The sequence below is a fragment of the Bradyrhizobium sp. CCBAU 53340 genome, from assembly GCF_015291645.1.
GTDB lineage: Bacteria > Pseudomonadota > Alphaproteobacteria > Rhizobiales > Xanthobacteraceae > Bradyrhizobium.
This window is the reverse complement of the sequence record NZ_CP030055.1, coordinates 900,062-918,696: the sequence shown is the minus strand read 5'-3', so window position 1 is coordinate 918,696 and position 18,635 is coordinate 900,062. Positions and strand designations below refer to the sequence as shown.

Sequence of the window (18,635 nt, the reverse complement as noted above, 5' to 3'; positions counted from 1 at the left end):
TCCTGTCCCCGCGCGGGGAGAGGCGAAAGCCAAAAGCTTACGGCGCGCAGCTAAAACTCGCCGCCTCCGTCACCGGGCCGCTCTTGTAGTGCGGCCAAGCCGGCCAGCGGCACAGCGGCATCGCGCGCGTCACCGCGAATGACGGCGCCTCGACCTTTTGTTCGGCGACTTCGAGATCTCCGGGCGCCTTGCCCTTCTCGACCCAGTCGACCAGCACGCTCAGCATGTCGACATTGCCGGGTGCGCCGGAGCCGGTATGGTCGGCGCCGGGTGCGGTGTAGAGCCGCGCGAACTCGGCGGTCTCGGCCTTGCCGAGCTTGCGCTCCACGCTCTCGAAATAGCGGATACCGGCATACGGACTCTGCGCGTAGTCGGCCATGTGCTCGAGCATGATCAGCCGGCCACCACGGGCGCGGAAACGGCTGAGATCGGGATCGGTCGAATCCATGAGCGCCGAGACCTCGAGCAGCCGCGCCTTGTGGTCCTCCACCTTGTAGGTGGTGACGTCGAGCTTGGGATCGCGCGCGAACACGTATTGAATGCCGCCGGCGCCATAGATCCAGGCAATGCCATTGTTGCGGGCAGGCGGCTGCGCCGGTGGCGCGGTGCCGAGCCACCACGCCATCCAGCCGCCGGTCGGGCCGGCCGCCGGCGTGTCCTCGCCCGACACGCCCCAGCCCGGATAGTCGTCGAGACCGTTGGCGAGCGTGAACGGGAACTTATAGGTTGCGTGCAGCGTGTTCACGGCCTTGATCTGCGCGTCGGTGAGGCATTGGTCGCCGCTCTTGCCGTCGGCGCAGCGCAACGTCTCGACCTTGAACGACGCCTTGCAGCCGACGGGATCCTGCACCAGCGCATCGTCGGCCCCGTCGGCCTTGTCGCAGGCCGCCCGCACCGCATCGCCGACCAGCTTGACCTGCGCCGGATTGATCCAGCCTTCGCCCATGGTGACAAGACCGGAGCGGGTCCCTGCATGCTGCAGGCCGACCCAGTTGATAACGGGCACGCGCGCAAAGATCCCGTCGAAATCGTCGGGATAGCGCTGTGCCATGGTCAGGGCTTCGCGGCCGCCTTCGGACGAACCCATGAAGTACATCTTCTCGGGCTGCTTGCCGTAGGCGCGCTGCATCAGCACGACCGCGGCGTCGCGCACCTTCTTATAGGCACGGTGGGCGAAATTCTCGAACGCTTCGTCATTCAAGGCGAACAGCTGCGGCGGCTCGCCCGGTTTGGACTCGTGGCCGGAATCGGTGCCGTAAGTGACGAAGCCGCGCGCAAGCGGCGACGGCTTGCCGAAGGGATAGGCCGGCGGCAGGCCGAGGCCAGTGATCAGCACGCCGTTGAAACCGCCGCCGCCATATTGCACCGAGCGCCCGTTCCACTCGACGGGCAGATTGACTTCAAATTTGACCGGCGGCGCCTTGGGATCGACGGGATCGATGTGACCGAGCACCTTGCAGAAGGCGGGATTGGCCGGCGTGATGCGCCCCGACGGCGTCGGGCCGCGTTCGGCGACGACCAGTTGCGACGGCGATTGCAACACAGCGGAATCGATCTTGACGGCATCGGCGCCGCCGACGAGACCCTTGCAGGCAGTGTCCGCATCCTCCGCCAATGTCGCCGCGGACGCGCCGGTCCCTCCCAGCGCCGCCGTCACCACGAGCCACGCGCACAACATCGCATTCGATCGCGCCATCGTTTCCACCCCGAGATTTTCTGTTCTGGTTCAATCCGACAGGAGGCCGTATTCAATGCGACCTTCCGCCTGCCGTCAACAAAGCGCTAGTGCTCGAACACCAGCCGCGCGCCGACGGTGCCTTCGAGGCCGCGGATCTGCGCCAGCAGCGCGCCGGAATCCTGGCCGCCGAGATCGGCATCAAGCACGACGTAGCCGAGGTCGCCTGACGTCTCCAGATATTGCGCGGCGATGTTGATGTCGCGCTCGAGGAAGACCTCGTTGAGCCGGCGCAGCATGCCCGGCACATTGCGATGAACATGGCTGAAGCGCGCGCCGGAGGGACGCAAGTGCAGCTGCACCTCCGGGAAATTCACCGCGCCCATCGTCGATCCCGTAATGAAATAGTCGACGAGCTTGCGCGCCACCTCGCCGCCGATGCGCTCCTGCGCCTCTTCCGTGGAGCCACCGATATGCGGGGTGAGGATGACATTGGCGAGGCCCTGCACCGGGCTCTTGAAGCGTTCCGAATTCGACGACGGCTCGACCGGGAACACGTCGATCGCCGCACCCGCGATGTGACCGTCGCGCAACGCGCCCGCGAGCGCGCCGAGATCGACAACGGTGCCGCGGCTGTTGTTGATGAAGAACGAGCCCGGCTTCATCGTGCGCAGCTCCTTCTCGCCGATCATGCCCGCGGTCTCCGGCGTCTCCGGCACATGCAGGCTGACGACGTCGCTCTGCGCCAGCAGCTCTTCCAGCTTCTCGACCGGCTCGGTGTTGCCGTGGCGGAGCTTGTCGGTGCGATCGTAATAGATCACCCGCATGCCCATGGCCTCTGCAAGGGTCGAGAGCTGCGAGCCGATATTGCCGTAACCGACGATGCCGAGAGTGCGGCCGCGTACCTCGCGGCTGCCGGCTGCGGATTTGTCCCAGCCGCCCTCATGGGCCGAGACCGAGCGCGGAAAGATCTGCCGCAGCAGCATCACGATCTCGCCGATCACGAGCTCGGCGACGCTACGCGTGTTGGAGAACGGCGCGTTGAACACCGGAATGCCGCGCTTGCGCGCTGCCAGGAGGTCGACCTGGTTGGTGCCGACGCTGAAGCAGCCGATCGCGAGCAGCCCGTCGGCAGCTTGCAGCACTTCGTCGGTGATCTGGGTGCGGGAGCGGATGCCGAGCAGCGAGACGCCCTTGAGCGCCTGACGCAGCGCCTCGCCGTCCAGCGCCTTGGTCAGGCGCTCGACATTGGTGAAGCCCGCGCTCCTGAACAGATCCACGGCGCTGTCGTTGACACCTTCAAGCAGCAGCGCCTTCGCGCTCCGCTCAGGGCTTTGGCCTGGGGCTGGCATACAATCTCCATGAATGGCGGCTTTGTCGCAGCTCTTAGACCGCGGACGCCGTGCAGCACAATAGGGTTTGGATACGGGGATATCCTGACTTGACGGTAGTCAGATCACGTAGAACCCGTGCGTGCCGTCGCGGCGGAGCTGCTCGACCAGGCCGTATTCCCAGTCGAGATAGGCCTGCATCGCCTTCTCCGCAACATCAGTGCCCTCATAGGGCCGGCGGTAGCGATGCGCCGGGTCGGGCTTCGGCAGCACCAGCGGCGGGCCGACCTCGAGTGTGCCGCCATAGCCGCCTTCGAGCACATAGACCTCCCAGCCCATTTGCGCGAGCCAGGACGCCGTCATATCGGCGCGCACGCCCCTGTCGTCGGTCAAGAGAATGCGCGCGCCGCGCACTGGAGCTGCCATGTCGGTCTCCTGCACGAGCTGGCCGCCGGGATAGTGGCGGAAGCCGGGGAGATGACCGGCGGCATATTCCTCGGCATCGCGCACGTCGAAGCGATAGAGCGTACGACCGGTCTCCGCGACCAGGGCCGACATCTCGCTCGCGCCGATGTGGCGAACGCCGGCGCGATAGGCGACATCGCGGGCATTGGCCGGGCCGGCCTCGAACGACCCGATCGCGCCACGCCTGTCGGCGCCGTGATCGAGCGTGTGGCGCGCCAGCGTCCAGCCGATCGTGCCGTTGCGCAGCGCTCGCACCTTGTTGGGCACGCCGGCATTGATCAGCGACTGAGTGCCGATGATCGAACGGGTGCGGCCGGCACAATTGACGATGATGGTGGTTTCAGGATCGGGCGCCGCCTGCCCGGCCCGCAGCACCAGTTCGGCACCGGGCACGCTGACCGAGCCCGGAATGTTCATGGTCGCATATTCGTCGAAACGGCGAACGTCGAGGATAGCGATATTGGCCCTGTCCGCGATCAGCTTTGCCACTTCGTCGGCGCTGAACGACGGCGTGTGACGGCGCGCCTCGACCAGCTCACCGAAGGCCTTGGAATACGAGTTGACGTCCTCGAACACCTCATAGCCCGCCGCGCGCCAGGCCTTCAGTCCACCGTCGAGCGCGCAGACGTTGGTGTAGCCGAGCGAGGCAAGGCGCTCGGCACCATCAGCGACCAGTCCCTCGCCATCGTCATAGAGCACGATTGGCACGTCCTTGCGCGGCAGCCGCACCGCAGCCTCGATCGCGACCCGGTCCACGGCCATATTGGCCGCGAACAATGGATGGCCGGTGGCGAAGGCCGCCTCAAACCTGAGATCGAGCAGCGCGATCTCGTCGCGCAAGAGCAGCGCGCGGCGAATGTCGGCCGGAGTTACGCCGGGAATGGTCATAGGAAAGCGTGCCTTGAAGGCCCTGTTGCGCCGATGGATCCGGACGCTTTTGGACCATTGCGGCGGCGTTGGCTAGCCACTCTGCGCTCAGACCGTCATTGCTTCGGCCCAACGGTTCCGGTTTGCTTCAATCGTTCCGACCTCACCCAGCCGGATACGCTGTCTGTCGTTCTCGGATTCATATACATCACCGATGACCAGCCATCGTCGGTTCGGGCGTAGGCGATCAGCTCATCTTTGGGGATGACGAAGATTCCCTTCATCGAGCAGTCGGCGTTCGGCGCCGAGTAGAATTGCAGCCGCCCTGCTCCCGTCACCACATTCAACGTGGGCGGCGAGAGCATCGGGGCCTCCTTCGACCCCATGTCCGGCTCCTTGCAGACAGGCTCTGCACGGATCGGCGTCTCGAACAGGCCGAGAAGCACGGCAACGCAGATCGTGCCTTTCAGCGGGCGTCGGTTTAGCGACATCATCATCTCCCGGAACCATCCAGGAGTTTGTACCAGATCGCCGGGACGAGGTTCGAAGCGGTCCGACCGCCAGCACTGCCGCATCGCCGCAACCGCGCGCTCGTTCAGGACGATCATGTCCCGCGCATGGGCGACCAGCTCGGCGTCCTTCACGGTCGGTCCAAGCACGCGGCCACGGGCGCGCTCCAGCAGGGTATGGCCGACCACGGCTTCCGTTAGTGGCCTTTGCGGAAGGCTGCGCCTATCGCGTCGAAGCGCTGCGCAGCCTGCGCTTGATGGGGCGCGAATGGAGCATCGCCTGCGAGGCGCGCAGCCTCTCTGCGTTGGTCGGCGCCGTCAAAGCCGGGCTCGGTTATGCGGCACTGCCGGTCAAGCTCGGGATGCGCAAATCGCTGCAGCACGCGAGCGATCTAGTGGACCTGCCGCAGCTCAACGCCGTCGAGCTCACCCTCGGCATCGCCCAAGGCTGCGAGTTGCCGTTCGCCCGCGCGATCGGCGGCATCATCGCCGAGCGCTGCGCGCTGGTGTGATGGCCGCAGCCTGCGGCGCGACAGGTACAGGAGCACGCCGGTGATCGCAAACAGCGGCATCAGCGCCGCGGCGATCATGAATGCAAGCTTGCCGGGCCAGCCCAGGATCGCGCCGCGATGGATGTCGAGCACGCCTACGATGGCTTTCTCGCCCAAGGTCTTGTCGGCATAGCGTTCCGCGGAGATCAGCTGGCCGGTAGCGGCATCGATGCGGAATTCGTCGCGCATGCTTTCGAGCGTGGAGTCCTTCGGCCACGACCGGATCCGCATCACCGTGCCGGCGCCCACCGGTAGCGTCAGCTGAACCTTGGCGAATCCGTCGCTCTCCTCACGCTGGAGGGTCGACCAGGCGCGGTCGAAGCCGACTTTCTGCGCAAATTCGGGACGCTCGGCTGGACGCTGCCTGGACTGCATCCTCGCGGCCGCCACATGCGGGCGCGGCAGCAGCCAAACGACGCCGTCCTTGTACCATTCGAACGAATACCAGAGCCCGGTCAGTGTCATCACCAGATAGATCGGCAGCACCCAAGTGCCGATGACGGCGTGCAGCGAACGGTGCAAGCCACGGCCACGGAGGCCCAAATTTGGTTTCAGCCACATCTTCACGCTGCTTGCCCGACGCGGCCAGCGCAGCACGAGGCCCGAGACTACCATCACGATCAGGCCCAGCGCGACACCGCCGGTAATCTGGCGTCCCCAACCCTTGGCATCGCCCGGGATCAATAGCCAGCGATGCAGCCGGCGTACCGTCGCAAAGAAGTCCTCGCCGCGCGGAACGCCCAGAACGCTGCCGTCATAGGGATCGACATAGAACGATGACGGCCGCACACCCTGATCGTCACGCGCAAAGCGGATGTGCACGGCGGCGGACGGGTCACTCGACAGCGTGATGGCCGCGACCTTGCCGGCATCCGGCACGGTCTTCAGGCGCGAGATCAGTTCGTCAGGCAGCAGCGCCGGCATCGCTCGTGGCGCGATCTGCATGATGCCGGCATTCAGATGGTCGACGATCTCGTCCTCAAAGCTCATGATCGAGCCAGTCAGTGCGATCAGGCAGAGCGGCAGGACCAGCGCGAGGCCAGCGATGGAATGGAGCTGGAGCAGTGCAGCCTTGATTACGGGCCCGAGCCTGTGCATCGGCGCGCCCTTCTCGCCCTGTCGTCGTATCGCCATGGCTAGAACTTCACCGTCGCCGACAGCGAGATGCGACGGCCATCGCCCATCGCGACGTTCAGCGCGCTCCCCGTGGTGGAGGTGTAGTAGACCTTGTCGAACAGATTCTTGACGTTGAACTGATAGGTGACAGGCACCTTGTCGATCCTGGTGTCGTAGGTCGCGAAGATGTCGGCAACGGTGTAGGCCGGCAGGAAGAAGGTGTTGGCGGAGTCGCCCGGCCGATCACCGACATAATGCGCGCCGCCGCCAAGCCGCAGGCGCCCTGGCAGCCGGTCGCCGAAATCGTAGACGAGATAGAGCGATGCCGTATTCATTGCGACGTTCAGCAGTTTTGCGTCGCCGACGAGGGGATCGTTGATCAGGCGCGCGTCGGTATAGCCGTAGCTGACGATCATGCTCCATTCATCCGTCAGCCTGCCGGTGACGTCCAGCTCGACACCGCGCGACCGCGCAGCGCCCGAGGTACGCGCTGCCTTGTTGCCGCCGCCGAGGTCATCGACCACCAGCACGTTTTTCTTCTGGATGTCGTAGACCGCCACAGTGCCCGACAGACGCTTGTTGACGTCGAATTTCAGGCCGGTCTCCCACTGCGTTCCCTCTTCGGGCGCGATGGTGGAGTCGACGACGAAGCCGGCCGGAGCACCGGTGAACGCCGCAATGGTCGAAGTCGGCTTCAGCGATTGCGTATAACTCACGTAATAGGAGAGCTCTTCGTTCAACTTGATGATGACGCCACCAAGCGGCAGCACCTTGTCACCGGCCAGGTTGGTGTTGGTGATGAAGACAGGCCGGCCCTTTCCGGCGAGTTGCTCGTATTGCATCCAGCGCAGGCCGGCCACCACGGATAGCCAGTTGGTCAGATGCAACGTGTCCTGGGCGAAGAAGCCACGCGTGCCGAGCTTGTCGGTCTGCTCGCTATCGACAGCCGAAACGGTCGTACCCGGTGTGACCAGCCCGTAGACGGGATTGTAGAAATTGAAGCTCGGCGTCGCTTGGCGGATCAGATCGCGGCGATCGATGGTGCGATACAGCGCCTCGCCGCCGAACAGGATCTCGTTGCGGAAGCCGCCAGCCCACACGTCGCCCTGCACATAGGAGGTGCCGTAGCTGGCGTTGCTCAGCGAGTTCTGGGTGCCGTCATTGCTGCGGGTCTCGACGCCGGTCGCGGCATTGACGCCGGTGATGCGGAGCTGGTTGGCGCTGTAGGTTTCGGTGTTGTAGCTGTAGGCCGCCGTGACCTTCCAGGTGTCGTCGAGCTTCTGCTCGATCGAGCCCTGCACCAGGTCGGACGTGCCCCACATGTTGTTGAAGGGCTCGTCGAGCCGGCGCGTCGCAGGGATCGCCAGCGGCGCGCCTTTGACGAAAGCGGTGCCGCGATCGAACGGAGTGATGAACTCGCGATGCTCATAGGTGAGCTGGACCGTCGTGGTCTCGCCATACCAGGCGAGCGATGGGTTCATCAGCATTTCACGATGGCGGCCGAAATTGCGCCAGTAATCCTCGCTGACGCCGTAACCGATGAAGCGATAGGCAAGACCACTGTTGCCGATCGGACCGGTGACGTCGAGCGTGCCGTCGGCACCGTTGCGGTTGTTGGCGTAGGTCGATCCAAGCAGCGTGACCGAGCCGTGCCGGTAGAGCTCCGGACGCTTGCTGATCGTGTTGACGATTCCGCCGGGATCCATGATGCCGTAGAGCAGCGAGGCCGGCCCCTTCAGCACCTCGACACTGTCGACGGCCGCGTTGAGGCTGCGCCCCTGCACCAACGGCATGCCGTTGCGCATGATCGAGCCGTCGCGATTGTCACCGAAGCCACGGCGGATCACCGCGTCCTGGGTGCCGGCGAGCGTGTTGGTCTGGGTGACGCCGCTGATGTTGACCAGCGCATCGTCGATGTTGCGCGGCAACTGATCCTTCAGGACTTGTGCTGGCACGACGTTGACGGATTGCGACGTATCGAGCGGCGATGCGCCCGAACGCAGCGTGCTCGCGCTTGGCATCGCGCGATAGCCGAGCTTGGCGGCCTGTTGTGCGGCAGCGTCTGCCGCAGCACGTTCGGACAATGTCGGGGACGCAGGTGGAGCAGCCGTTGGGCTACGGCGTACAACCGCCTGTGTCCGTCGCTGCGACGGCAGCGACGCGCGCGACGGCTTCGGCCGCTGCGTCGGGGCATCTACGTTCACCGGCGGCAGCGCCGTTTGCGCTTCCGCGACGGTCGTGCTGGACGGGTATTCGGCGAGCAGCACGGCCGCTCCGATGAGAAGGCTTGCGCGGCACTTGCCGGCGCGAATTCGATGACCGCTGACGCGAAGGCCATCCACAGAGGCACGCACTTTCGATTCACTTCCAAATCACAGCATTGACGCGAGCGCATCTAGCAGCGGCTGCGAATGAAGAGAACCGTGGGTGGACTTGAATAGCTCTAGTGTTGAATCGTTCTAGACTGAGACCAGCGTCGAATGGCCATCGCGACACGCCGCGCGCGAATTCGCGGCGACGTGTCGCAGCATTGCTGGGATCTCAGGCGATCGCGGGGCTGGTCAGCTCGTCGAGCTTTGCCTTGAGGGCAGCACCGTCTGACAATGCACGCAGTGGCGGCCGCACGCGCAGCCAGCCGGCATCGCCGGTCTGCGCGGCGAGAATGGCCTTCAGCGTCGGGAGAAAGGATGGCGATTTCACCACGATGTCGACCGCAGCCTGCATGCGCGCTTCGACATCCTTGCCGTCGATCATCGCCTTGACCAGCTCCGGCGCGATGTTGGCCATGCCGCAAATGGTGCCGGCGCCGCCGCCAGCGATCGCGCGCGCGATGTCGGTTTCGTTGCCGACGGTAATGGCGAGCTCGGGCGCGGCGGCACGGAATGCCTGGAACTGCTTGAAGTCGCCGCTGGAGTCCTTGAGACCCGCAACCACCTTGCCGTAAAGCTTGCGCAGGTTCGCGGCAACGCTTGTCGGGATCGCGACGCCCGAGATCTGCGGGATGTGATAGAGATAGGCACGTAGACGATCGTCGGCGACAGCGTCGATAATCGCGGCGAACGCGTCTTCGATACCGGCGGGCGTGACGCTGCGATCGAAATAGGGCGGCAGAACCAGCACGTGCCGCAGACCGAGGCCGAGCACGGCGCGCGTCAGCGCGATGCTGTCGCTGATGGCGGGAAAGCCGCCGCCGATGCCGATGCGCTCCGCCGGTACGCCGGCCTTGAGCACGGCTTCGATGGTGGCGATGCGTTCGGTGACGTTGAAGGAGGTGCCCTCGCCGGTGGTGCCGAACAGCACGACGCCGTCCACGCCCTTGCCGAAGAGACTCTTGGCATGAGCGGCAAGCTTGGCGGCGTCCACGCTGCCATCCATCGCCAACGGCGTCGCCGACGCCACCCAGAACCCGCGAATTGCCTCCGTCATAGCACTATCCATTGTTGCGGCCCGAATAAGTCCCTGATCCATAACGATCTTCGAGGGCGATCGGAGCCTTGTTTTTGCTTTACTTTTTATCTTGTACCTTACATACAAGAAGGATGCAATTCCCCACCGGAAGGGGCCCGCCTCGGGCGCCCGCCCCGGCCAGATCTGCAAGAGGTCTCTCATGGACATGGTGACGCCCGTCGCACCGCCCGACGCATTGCTCGCAGCGCTGCGCGACAAGCTCGGTGACGCGGCCGTTCTGACCGACGGCGACGTGCCCGCACGCAATTGCAACGACTGGAGCGCGAGCCTTCCGCAGACGCCACTGGCAGTGATCCGCCCGCGGAACGCGCAGGGCGTCGCCGATGCGATTGCGACCTGCCGCCAGGCACGCCTGCCCTTCGTGCCGCAGGGCGGATTGACCGGACTGTGTCGCGGCGCCGCGCCCGAAGCCGGCTGGGTCGCGATCTCGCTGGAGCGCATGAGCGGCATCGAAGAGATCGATCCCGCCTCGATGACGATGACGGTGAAAGCAGGCACGCCGCTGGAGACGATTCAGAAAGCAGCCGATGAGGCCGGCTTCTTCTTTCCGCTCGACCTCGGCTCGCGCGGGTCCTGCGCCATCGGCGGCAATCTCTCGACCAATGCCGGCGGCAATCGCGTGATCCGCTACGGCATGACCCGCGAGCTGGTGCTCGGTCTCGAAGTGGTGCTGCCCGACGGCACCATCATCACGAGCCTCAACAAGCTGATGAAGAACAATGCCGGCTATGATCTCAAGCACCTCTTCATCGGCTCGGAAGGCACGCTCGGCATCATCACCCGCGTGGCGCTGAAACTATTCCCGAAGCCGCGTTCGACCATGGCCGCGCTCTGCGCGCTGAAGAACTATGCCGCGGTGATCGAATTGCTCGGCGCCGCGCGCAGCGGGCTCGGCCCTCTGCTGTCGGCGTTCGAGGTGATGTGGCCGGACTATTGGGACGTGATCACGAATCGCGCCGGCGTCAAGCCGCCGGTCGCCGCCGGCCGGGGCCTCTACGTGCTGGTCGAAGCGCAGGGCACCGACGAGAGCGTCGATGCGCCGCGCTTCCAGGCCTGGCTCGAAGAACTGATGGAGCGCGGGCTGCTGGTCGACGCCGCGGTGGCACAATCGCTGGCGCAGACGCAAGCGTTCTGGCGCGTGCGCGACATCTGCGCGGAGTTCGGCCAGGTGCTGGGACCGCACATCTCCTACGACATTGGATTAGCGGTGGCGCGGATGGACGAGTTCGCCACGCGCTGCAAGGCGGCGCTCGCTGACGGCATCAAGGGCTGCGAGAGCGTCTATTACGGCCATATCGGCGATGGCAATCTGCATCTCGTGTCCTGGGTCACAGGGCTTCCGGTCGAGCAACAGCCGAAGGAAGAGATGGACGAGATCATCTACGGCCTCGTGCGCGACATGGGCGGCAGCGTCTCCGCCGAGCACGGCATCGGCACGTTGAAGAAGAGATGGCTTGGACACGCCCGCAGCGAGGCGGAGATCGCCTTGATGCGGACGCTGAAGGCCGCGCTCGATCCTGATCATCTGCTCAACCCCGGCAAGGTCATCTGAGAGCGCCCAATGCGATCGCTCAAGCTCGATGCGCCGAAATCGCTGTCACAGCGGGTGATGCTGCGGTTGCGGCAGGCGATCATCGACGGCGAGTTCGCGCTCGGCGCCGCCATCGCGGAGGAGATGGTGGCCAATTCCTTCGGCGTCAGCCGCACGCCGGTACGCGAGGCGATGGGCCAGCTGCAGGCACAGGGGCTGGTGGTGATCCGGCCACAAGTCGGCAGTTTTGTATTCACGCCGAGCGCCGAGGACATCGAGGCGCTCTGCACCTTCCGCATCGCGCTCGAACCAAAGGCCGCGGAGCTCGCCTTTCGCCACGACCGCATGGGTGCCGTCGCGACGCTGAACGAGGCGATCGCGGCGATGGAGCCGGCGGTCGAGGCCAAGGACAACATCGCCTATGGCCGCGCCGACGCCGCCTTTCACGAGGGCCTGTTCGCGCATTGCGGCAATCGCTATCTCGTCGAATCCTATCAGCTCGTCTCGGGGCGCGTCGCCGCGCTGCGCACCAACCTCACCTCGCCGATCGACGTGCGCACCCGCTCGTCATTCGACGAGCACCGCAAGCTGCGCGATCTGTTCGCACGCGGGGATTTCGCGGCGTTTGAAGCGGCGATGACGACGCACATCACCAATTCGGGCGTGGTCTACGCCAAGGCCTTGAAGGTCGAGACGCCGGCGGCGAATTGAGCGGTTCTATTCCCCGCCCTTCGATCCCGGCCTGTCCAGAAAATCCAGCGCGGTGTTGATCTGTTCGAGCTGGTGCTCAATTTTGTCGCGGTCCTCGACCGACTGCGCCTTGTCGAGCTGTTCGACAAGCTTCTGCTTACGCGACAGCAAGTTCTCTATGACTGTACTCACAGTTCCCCCATCGCCCGAGGCGAATATCGAGGCAGATCCTGGGCACGGGCGCGCGCACGCCGGGCCCGCCACGATCCCTTAGGTCAGAATGTGAGGGAAGGCAGATGGTTCCTATGAATGAACCGCTGGCGGGACCACTCAATGCGTGGCGACAAGACCCGCGAGCTGCACCGGGGCAACATGCGTATGCGTGGCGGAGACCGAGAACAGCGCCAGCAATGCGCAGAGCATGCGGAGCCGCATCCGCACCGTCCTGCGATCGCAGATCGGCAGAAAGAGGAAAAACAGGATCGTCAGAGCCAGCAATGCGTCGATCAGAAAGAACATGGGTCTCTCCCTTGAAACTGACGGGAGGATGGGCAAAGCGCGGCCGGCCGGTCTGTGGATGGCATCACATAACTGAGGGCACTGCGGCGAGCCGGCCACGGCGGCGAGCTCCGGCGGGCGCTGGCGAAGGGTTAATGCGCCCAAACGGCCACGGAACCGGCATCTTTCACGCTCCCGCCGGTTGAATTCGGGGGGCCAGAGTCTTATCCCTTGCCCCCATGGACACCCAGATCATCACCGCCGCAAAGCCCCTGATGGCGAGCGCGCGCCCGCGCCAGCCCGCGCCCTTCCTTCCCATGAGCCGCGCCGAGATGGACGCGCTCGGCTGGGACGAATGCGACATCGTGCTGGTGACCGGGGACGCCTATGTCGACCATCCGAGCTTCGGCATGGCCATCATCGGCCGGCTGCTCGAGGCGCAGGGTTTCCGGGTCGGCATCATCGCGCAGCCGGACTGGCATTCGGCCGAGCCGTTTAGGGCGTTAGGCAAGCCAAGGGTGTTCTTCGGCGTCACCGGCGGCAACATGGATTCCATGGTGAACCGCTACACCGCGGACCGCCGCATCCGCAGCGACGACGCTTACACGGCCGGCGGCGAAGGCGGCAAGCGGCCGGACCGCTGCACCATCGTCTACGCCCAGCGCTGCCGCGAGGCGTTCAAGGACGTGCCGATCGTGCTCGGAGGCATCGAGGCCTCGCTGCGCCGGATCGCGCATTACGATTACTGGTCCGACAAGGTGCGCCGCTCGGTGCTGGCCGACGCCAAGGCCGACCTGCTGCTCTACGGCAATGCCGAGCGCGCCGTCGTCGAAGTGGCGCAGCGGCTCGCCGCCGGCGAAGCACCGCGCGAGCTCGATGACATCAGGGGCGTCGCACTGTTCCGCCGCGTGCCTGAAGACTATGCCGAGCTGCACGCCGACGATCTCGATTCCGCCGACGAGGGCGCAACGCGCCAGAAGGGTGCGACCGTGATCCGCCTGCCGGCGCTGGAGCAGGTCGAGCAGGACAAGGAAGCCTATGCCCGCGCCTCGCGCGTGCTGCACCGGGAGAGCAATCCCGGCAATGCGCGGCCGCTGGTGCAGCGCCACGGCGACCGCGATCTCTGGCTCAACCCGCCGCCGATCCCGCTGACATCAGAGGAGATGGACGCGGTCTACGACCTGCCCTACGCCCGCGCGCCGCATCCGTCCTATGGCGATGCCAAGATTCCCGCCTGGGACATGATCAAGTTCTCGGTGACGATCATGCGCGGCTGCTTCGGCGGCTGCACCTTCTGCTCGATCACCGAGCACGAGGGCCGCATCATCCAGAACCGCTCCGAGGGATCGATCCTGCGCGAGATCGAGAAGATCCGCGACAAGACGCCGGGCTTCACCGGCGTAATCTCCGACATCGGCGGCCCCACCGCCAACATGTACCGGATGGCGTGCAAGGATCCGAAGGTCGAGGCCGCGTGCCGGCGGCCGTCCTGCGTCTTCCCGGAGATCTGCCCGAACCTCAACACCTCGCATGACGATCTCATCCGGCTCTATCGCAAGGTGCGCGAGACCAAGGGCATCAAGAAGGTGATGGTCGCCTCGGGCGTGCGCTACGACCTCGCGGTCGAGAGCCCCGAATACATCAAGGAGCTCGTCACCCACCACGTTGGCGGCTATCTGAAGATCGCCCCTGAACATACCGAGCGCGGCCCGCTCGACAAGATGATGAAACCGGGCATCGGCGCCTACAACAAGTTCAAGCGGATGTTCGACGAAGCGGCCGAACGCGCCGGCAAGAAATATTATCTGATCCCCTATTTCATTGCGGCGCATCCGGGCACGACCGACGAGGACATGATGAACCTCGCGCTGTGGCTGAAGAAGAACCGCTATCGCGCGGATCAAGTGCAGACCTTCCTGCCCTCGCCGATGGCGACCGCCACCGCGATGTACCACACCGGCGTCAATCCGCTGCGCGGCGTGCGCCACGGCGGCAGTGACAAGGTCGAAGCGATCAAGGGCCTGCGCCAGCGCCGCCTGCACAAGGCGTTCCTGCGCTATCACGACCCCGACAACTGGCCGGTGCTGCGCGAAGCCCTGATCGAGATGGGCCGCCGCGACCTGATCGGCTCGCAGCCTCACCAGCTGGTGCCGGCGCACCAGCCGCCCGGCACCGGCAAGGCCGCCGGCACCAGGCGCCCCGTTCGATCAGGCGGCAGGACGCAGAAGTTCACGACCAAGGGTCTGCGGGTGATGAAGTAGCGGGCGAAAGTCGGATCTCGCCTGAAGCCATCATGGCTACCCCGCAAAGCGCGAAACAACCCCATGCACAGTAGCCGGGCCTAGCGAAATCAACGGCCTGCAGCGCGGGCAAGCAATTATCGCGATTGGGCTTGTTGTCAGAAATTTCTGAAAACCGCAAATCGATTTGACTCGTCGGGCAAAACAGGTGCATGATGTCATCGTCGCGGCATGCGGGATCAAGCGGCGCCTTTGGTCCGTTCGAGGATGACTGCCCCAACGAGAATGGCCGTCAGCTCAAGCTCGTCACGAACGCATTAATCGCGTCTGCTGCCTGTTTCGGTTGCTGGCACATCCACCAGTGGCCAGCGTTCAGAATCGCGACCTTTGCGCCGGCGCGTTCGGCGGAACGGCGCGCCAGCGTCTCGCCGCCACAATATCCATCCTCCGTTGCAATGACGGCTAGGCCCGGCTTCGCAGCGGCATTGTGCAATCCACGTCCAAGGTCGCGCATGACGGGCTGAGCAGCTGATCGGTACAGGGTCAGGATGGCCCGGCCCAGACCCTCATTTCGCCCCGCGACCACCCGAGCTGCGATCGCCGGCGTCATGCCGAGGCTGACGAAGCGCTCGATACGCGCCTGCGCAGGCACATTCGCCATTTCCGCAAGTGCCTGCTCACCCACCTGCTCCGTCTGCCAGACCTGCGCGAGGTCATGCCAGACATAATCAGGATCGAAGCATCCCAGAATGTCGCTGCTCCACGACCGGATCAGGTCCGAGCGCTCCATCGCGATTCGCAAGACGTGGCCGCCGCCCCAATCGTGGCCTATCAGATCGATGGGTTGCGGAAGTCTGGTCAATTCCCCGGCGAGCCAGTCCCGATAAGCATCGGTGGTGCACGCGAACTCCGCAGGTATTGGGGAGCCGAACCCGGGCGGCGACAAGCGAACGACCTCGCCGCTACGAAGATGTGGCACCAGATCATCCCATATGGCCGCGGTCTCGGGGTTTCCGTGAACAAGAACAATCGTCATCGAACACATCCTTCCTTGGAAATGACGGCCGGACGGCGCGCGAGGCCTGGAGACGCACCTTATCGGCTCGACATACCCTGGGATAGCCGGCGCGCTTTCCGAACGGATACGCCTGATTGGGCGTCCTTGCGATGAGATCGTCTCCCGGCGGCTCGCTCCGATTGACATTGTCGGGAAGGTGCATCAACCTGAGAGCATATTGTCGATCATTGTCCGGCTCCGCACGAAAGCGCGGGCGCCGTGCTTATTTTTAGTGGAGATTGCAATGTCCAAATTGTTGGGCACGCATGCCATTGTCATTGGAGCAGGCATCGGCGGCCTCGCGACGGCAAAACTGCTGTCATCCCATTTCGTAAAAGTCACCGTACTGGAACGCGATGCGTTTGCCGATCGCGCCGAACCGCGCGTGGGGACGCCGCATTGCCGGCAGGCCCATGTTCTTCTCAAGGCGGGGCTCCTGGAGCTCCTCAGCTTGTATCCCGAGTTGGAGCGTGAGCTCGAGCTTGCAGGCGCCGTTCGGGCCAGGACCGCAGTCGACATCCTGATCGAGACGCCAGGGATCGATCCATGGCCACAGCGGGATTTCGGATTCGATACCTTGTGCATGACGAGGCCCCTGCTCGAGTTCGTCGTGCGGTCGTTGACTTCAAAGCAAGTCAACATCGATCTGCAACCGCAGTGCCGGGTCACGAAGCTTCAACTCTCCGACGGTCAGCGCGTCACCGGGCTGACTTACGAGCAGGCCGGCACTGCCAGGGAGATCACCGCCGATCTCATCGTCGATGCGTCCTCGCGCGGCAACATGACGCTGGAGTCGCTCGATGCCTGCGGTATTCCCCGTCCTGATGAAATGGATATCGGCGTCGACATCGTCTACGGAACGGGCCTGTTCCGGCTTTCAGAGAATGCGTCGCGCTCCTGGCGCGGCGTCATTCATCGCCCGGCTCCGGCAAGTGGTCGTGGCGGTTTCGTTTTCCCGTGCGAGAACGGGAGCTGGCAGGTGACTTTGAACGGAATGCACAACGACGGTCCGCCGGAAGACCTGCCCGGGTTCATCGCCTTTGCCAAGACATTCCGCACCTCGACCATCTATGACGCTCTCAAGGATGCGATCCCGCTCGGGGCCATTCACCGCTTTGCCTTTCCCAGCAGTCGGCGTCGACGCTTCGAGGCGCTGACCGCCTTCCCACAGGGGCTGCTTCCGATCGGCGACGTCATTTGCCGGTTCAATCCGGCGTACGGACAGGGGATGACGGTGGCCGCGCAGGAGGTCGGTGTGCTCCGGCGGCTGCTGAACGAGCGGGTCGGCACGGCCGCTCCTCTCGAGGGTCTGGCGGGCGCATTCTTCGAAGCTATCCAGAGTGTTCTGGCCGCGCCATGGTCGTTGGCGGAGAGCGACTTCATGTACGACAAGACCCGCGGCGCGCGCCCTGCGGACTTCGCAAAGCGCATGCAGTTCAGCGGCGCGCTGATGCGCCTCGCCATCGAGGATTCCGGCGTGCATCGTTTGCTGACCGAGGTCAATCATCTGATGGCGCCTCCGACCGTGCTGCGAGATCCGGCGATCATCGACAAGGTGAGCGCGCGAATGGCCGTTTCCACCTGAGCGTCAAGCGGACTGGTGCGAGGTCAGCGGCGTCGGCTGAGGCTTTGGCTGAGGCGGTGGCAGCTGTTGCGACGTCGAACAAGGCTGCTGCTGCGGCGCAGTGACCGACCGCTGATCGCCGCTGTGCAGAACACCGGTCCCCCCGCGTTGCTTAGCAGCCGCATTCCGGGCGCGGTCTGTCCGTGCCTGTCGACACATCGCAGAAAGCCTTGCGCATCGGGCATGCCGAAACCGGTTGACGTTAGCATCTCAGGTTGATCGAGGCACGCCGCCTGATCCTGAAGGGGGAGACCTTGAGCCAGGTTGCCTTCCAGGTCGGGTATGCAAGCGCCTCGCGGTTCAGCCGCGAATACACCCGCTTGTACGGTCAACCACCCAGCATGGACAAGAAGGCGGCATCCGACCGGTGGGACGACACTGCCGCCGGCAGATCCGCGACTTCGCTGATGAGACCACACGCGGCCTGAGCTGCAATCATCCGACGAGGTTCATGGCCAATCGTCGGCGGCGGCACAGGGATGCCGCCGGATGGAAGCTGCGTTCAACAGGTGACGAGATCGGTATGGCCAAATCCCTTGGAGTAGTCGAGCACGGAGATCACGGTTGGCGTCAGCCGAAAGATGCGAACATCTTCGGGCGTCGGCAGCGGACCCGGCATGGATTTCTGTTCCGGATATCTCTGGAACAGCAAGCTCAGCGCTTTTTCGCCTTCGACCGGATCGTTCACGACTTCAGCCCGCACTGCCATGGACAGCCCGGTGATTTCCATGACCTGCGCCGCGTCCTCGTCGATCGCGAGAGAGGCGCGATTGTCGCGAGCAAGATTGGATGCTTTTTGGCTGTCTTTCCCGCACAGGAAATAGATCGCAAGGCCGTCATTGGCGTAGCCCACGGTCGTCACCTGGGGCCAGCCGTCCGGACGCAGCGTCGCGATACGCATGGTGCGGTGCTGATCGAGCAATGCCTGAATCTTGCGCCTTGACATATCGTCCATGGTCAACCTCACGTTCGCCCGCAGCATCGAGACAATGACAAAAGTGAGCGAGGCGAGG

At 64.5% G+C, this 18,635-nt stretch carries 17 protein-coding genes; 6 read left to right on the top strand and 11 right to left on the bottom strand.

Translation table 11 applies throughout. The features are described from left to right. Positions 1-37: 37 nt before the first annotated feature. From XH89_RS04300 to XH89_RS04285, 4 genes are all read right to left on the bottom strand, one after another. Positions 38-1,696, bottom strand: coding sequence for a tannase/feruloyl esterase family alpha/beta hydrolase (locus tag XH89_RS04300; RefSeq protein WP_194465881.1), 1,659 nt, complete (start codon positions 1,694-1,696; stop codon positions 38-40). Positions 1,697-1,782: 86 nt separating this feature from the next. Continuing rightward, positions 1,783-3,027 carry a phosphoglycerate dehydrogenase gene (gene serA / locus XH89_RS04295; RefSeq protein ID WP_194465880.1) on the bottom strand — a complete coding sequence of 415 codons (1,245 nt, stop codon included), beginning with the start codon at positions 3,025-3,027 and terminating at the stop codon, positions 1,783-1,785. A 99-nt stretch (positions 3,028-3,126) separates the two neighbouring features. Further along, positions 3,127-4,359 (bottom strand): rhodanese-like domain-containing protein, encoded by a 1,233-nt coding sequence (locus tag XH89_RS04290; protein ID WP_194465879.1) that lies wholly within the window; start codon positions 4,357-4,359, stop codon positions 3,127-3,129. 95 nt (positions 4,360-4,454) lie between these two features. Next, a complete protein-coding gene (locus XH89_RS04285; protein ID WP_246767739.1) occupies positions 4,455-4,982 on the bottom strand; it encodes a hypothetical protein in 528 nt (175 codons plus the stop codon). A 65-nt stretch (positions 4,983-5,047) separates the two neighbouring features. Here XH89_RS04285 and XH89_RS04280 point away from each other — a divergent pair, with 65 nt between their 5' ends. After that, a complete protein-coding gene (locus XH89_RS04280) occupies positions 5,048-5,359 on the top strand; it encodes a hypothetical protein (RefSeq protein ID WP_194465878.1) in 312 nt (103 codons plus the stop codon). On the opposite strand, the gene XH89_RS04275 is transcribed toward XH89_RS04280, so the two are convergent. The 3 genes from XH89_RS04275 to XH89_RS04265 form a co-directional block, all read right to left on the bottom strand. Further along, entirely contained in the window at positions 5,240-6,496 is a 1,257-nt protein-coding gene (locus tag XH89_RS04275; RefSeq protein ID WP_194468368.1) for a PepSY domain-containing protein, read from the bottom strand. The two genes, XH89_RS04280 and XH89_RS04275, sit on opposite strands and share 120 nt — an antisense overlap. Before the next feature lie 38 nt (positions 6,497-6,534). Further along, on the bottom strand, positions 6,535-8,868 hold the full coding sequence (locus XH89_RS04270; RefSeq protein WP_194465877.1) for a TonB-dependent siderophore receptor: 2,334 nt from the start codon (positions 8,866-8,868) through the stop codon (positions 6,535-6,537). A gap of 187 nt (positions 8,869-9,055) precedes the next feature. Further along, positions 9,056-9,940, bottom strand: coding sequence for a dihydrodipicolinate synthase family protein (locus XH89_RS04265; protein WP_194465876.1), 885 nt, complete (start codon positions 9,938-9,940; stop codon positions 9,056-9,058). Positions 9,941-10,121: 181 nt separating this feature from the next. Between XH89_RS04265 and XH89_RS04260 the strand changes: the two genes are divergently transcribed. Then, positions 10,122-11,534, top strand: coding sequence for an FAD-binding oxidoreductase (locus XH89_RS04260; RefSeq protein ID WP_194465875.1), 1,413 nt, complete (start codon positions 10,122-10,124; stop codon positions 11,532-11,534). A 9-nt stretch (positions 11,535-11,543) separates the two neighbouring features. Continuing rightward, complete coding sequence (locus XH89_RS04255; protein WP_194465874.1) at positions 11,544-12,224, top strand: GntR family transcriptional regulator; 681 nt, start codon at positions 11,544-11,546, stop codon at positions 12,222-12,224. Positions 12,225-12,230: 6 nt separating this feature from the next. On the opposite strand, the gene XH89_RS04250 is transcribed toward XH89_RS04255, so the two are convergent. Both XH89_RS04250 and XH89_RS04245 read right to left on the bottom strand, forming a co-directional pair. Next, positions 12,231-12,374 (bottom strand): hypothetical protein, encoded by a 144-nt coding sequence (locus XH89_RS04250; protein ID WP_194468748.1) that lies wholly within the window; start codon positions 12,372-12,374, stop codon positions 12,231-12,233. Between the two features lie 159 nt (positions 12,375-12,533). Further along, entirely contained in the window at positions 12,534-12,722 is a 189-nt protein-coding gene (locus XH89_RS04245) for a hypothetical protein (protein WP_194465873.1), read from the bottom strand. Between the two features lie 218 nt (positions 12,723-12,940). Between XH89_RS04245 and XH89_RS04240 the strand changes: the two genes are divergently transcribed. Then, the gene (locus tag XH89_RS04240) at positions 12,941-14,962 is read left to right on the top strand and encodes a YgiQ family radical SAM protein (RefSeq protein WP_194465872.1); all 2,022 of its coding nucleotides are present in this window, start codon (positions 12,941-12,943) and stop codon (positions 14,960-14,962) included. Positions 14,963-15,233: 271 nt separating this feature from the next. Here XH89_RS04240 and XH89_RS04235 read toward each other — a convergent pair whose 3' ends face one another. Next, entirely contained in the window at positions 15,234-15,977 is a 744-nt protein-coding gene (locus XH89_RS04235; RefSeq protein WP_194465871.1) for an alpha/beta fold hydrolase, read from the bottom strand. A 199-nt stretch (positions 15,978-16,176) separates the two neighbouring features. On the opposite strand from XH89_RS04235, the gene XH89_RS04230 reads away from it, so the two are divergent. Then, complete coding sequence (locus XH89_RS04230; RefSeq protein WP_194465870.1) at positions 16,177-17,583, top strand: NAD(P)/FAD-dependent oxidoreductase; 1,407 nt, start codon at positions 16,177-16,179, stop codon at positions 17,581-17,583. A 254-nt stretch (positions 17,584-17,837) separates the two neighbouring features. Continuing rightward, entirely contained in the window at positions 17,838-18,050 is a 213-nt protein-coding gene (locus XH89_RS04225; RefSeq protein ID WP_194465869.1) for a helix-turn-helix domain-containing protein, read from the top strand. 74 nt (positions 18,051-18,124) lie between these two features. Here the strand turns inward: XH89_RS04225 and XH89_RS04220 are convergent, their stop codons facing one another. Beyond that, positions 18,125-18,577, bottom strand: coding sequence for a pyridoxamine 5'-phosphate oxidase family protein (locus XH89_RS04220; RefSeq protein WP_194468367.1), 453 nt, complete (start codon positions 18,575-18,577; stop codon positions 18,125-18,127). Positions 18,578-18,635 lie beyond the last annotated feature (58 nt).

What these genes read in the sequence shown, in the direction of transcription:
- XH89_RS04275 (WP_194468368.1), bottom strand. Translation starts at nt 6,496, where the DNA reads ATGCACAGGCTCGGGCCCGTAATCAAGGCTGCACTGCTCCAGCTCCAT.
- XH89_RS04300 (WP_194465881.1), bottom strand. Translation starts at nt 1,696, where the DNA reads ATGGCGCGATCGAATGCGATGTTGTGCGCGTGGCTCGTGGTGACGGCG.
- XH89_RS04245 (WP_194465873.1), bottom strand. Translation starts at nt 12,722, where the DNA reads ATGTTCTTTCTGATCGACGCATTGCTGGCTCTGACGATCCTGTTTTTC.
- XH89_RS04240 (WP_194465872.1), top strand. Translation starts at nt 12,941, where the DNA reads ATGGACACCCAGATCATCACCGCCGCAAAGCCCCTGATGGCGAGCGCG.
- XH89_RS04265 (WP_194465876.1), bottom strand. Translation starts at nt 9,940, where the DNA reads ATGACGGAGGCAATTCGCGGGTTCTGGGTGGCGTCGGCGACGCCGTTG.
- serA (WP_194465880.1), bottom strand. Translation starts at nt 3,027, where the DNA reads ATGCCAGCCCCAGGCCAAAGCCCTGAGCGGAGCGCGAAGGCGCTGCTG.
- XH89_RS04290 (WP_194465879.1), bottom strand. Translation starts at nt 4,359, where the DNA reads ATGACCATTCCCGGCGTAACTCCGGCCGACATTCGCCGCGCGCTGCTC.
- XH89_RS04255 (WP_194465874.1), top strand. Translation starts at nt 11,544, where the DNA reads ATGCGATCGCTCAAGCTCGATGCGCCGAAATCGCTGTCACAGCGGGTG.
- XH89_RS04220 (WP_194468367.1), bottom strand. Translation starts at nt 18,577, where the DNA reads ATGGACGATATGTCAAGGCGCAAGATTCAGGCATTGCTCGATCAGCAC.
- XH89_RS04260 (WP_194465875.1), top strand. Translation starts at nt 10,122, where the DNA reads ATGGACATGGTGACGCCCGTCGCACCGCCCGACGCATTGCTCGCAGCG.
- XH89_RS04235 (WP_194465871.1), bottom strand. Translation starts at nt 15,977, where the DNA reads ATGACGATTGTTCTTGTTCACGGAAACCCCGAGACCGCGGCCATATGG.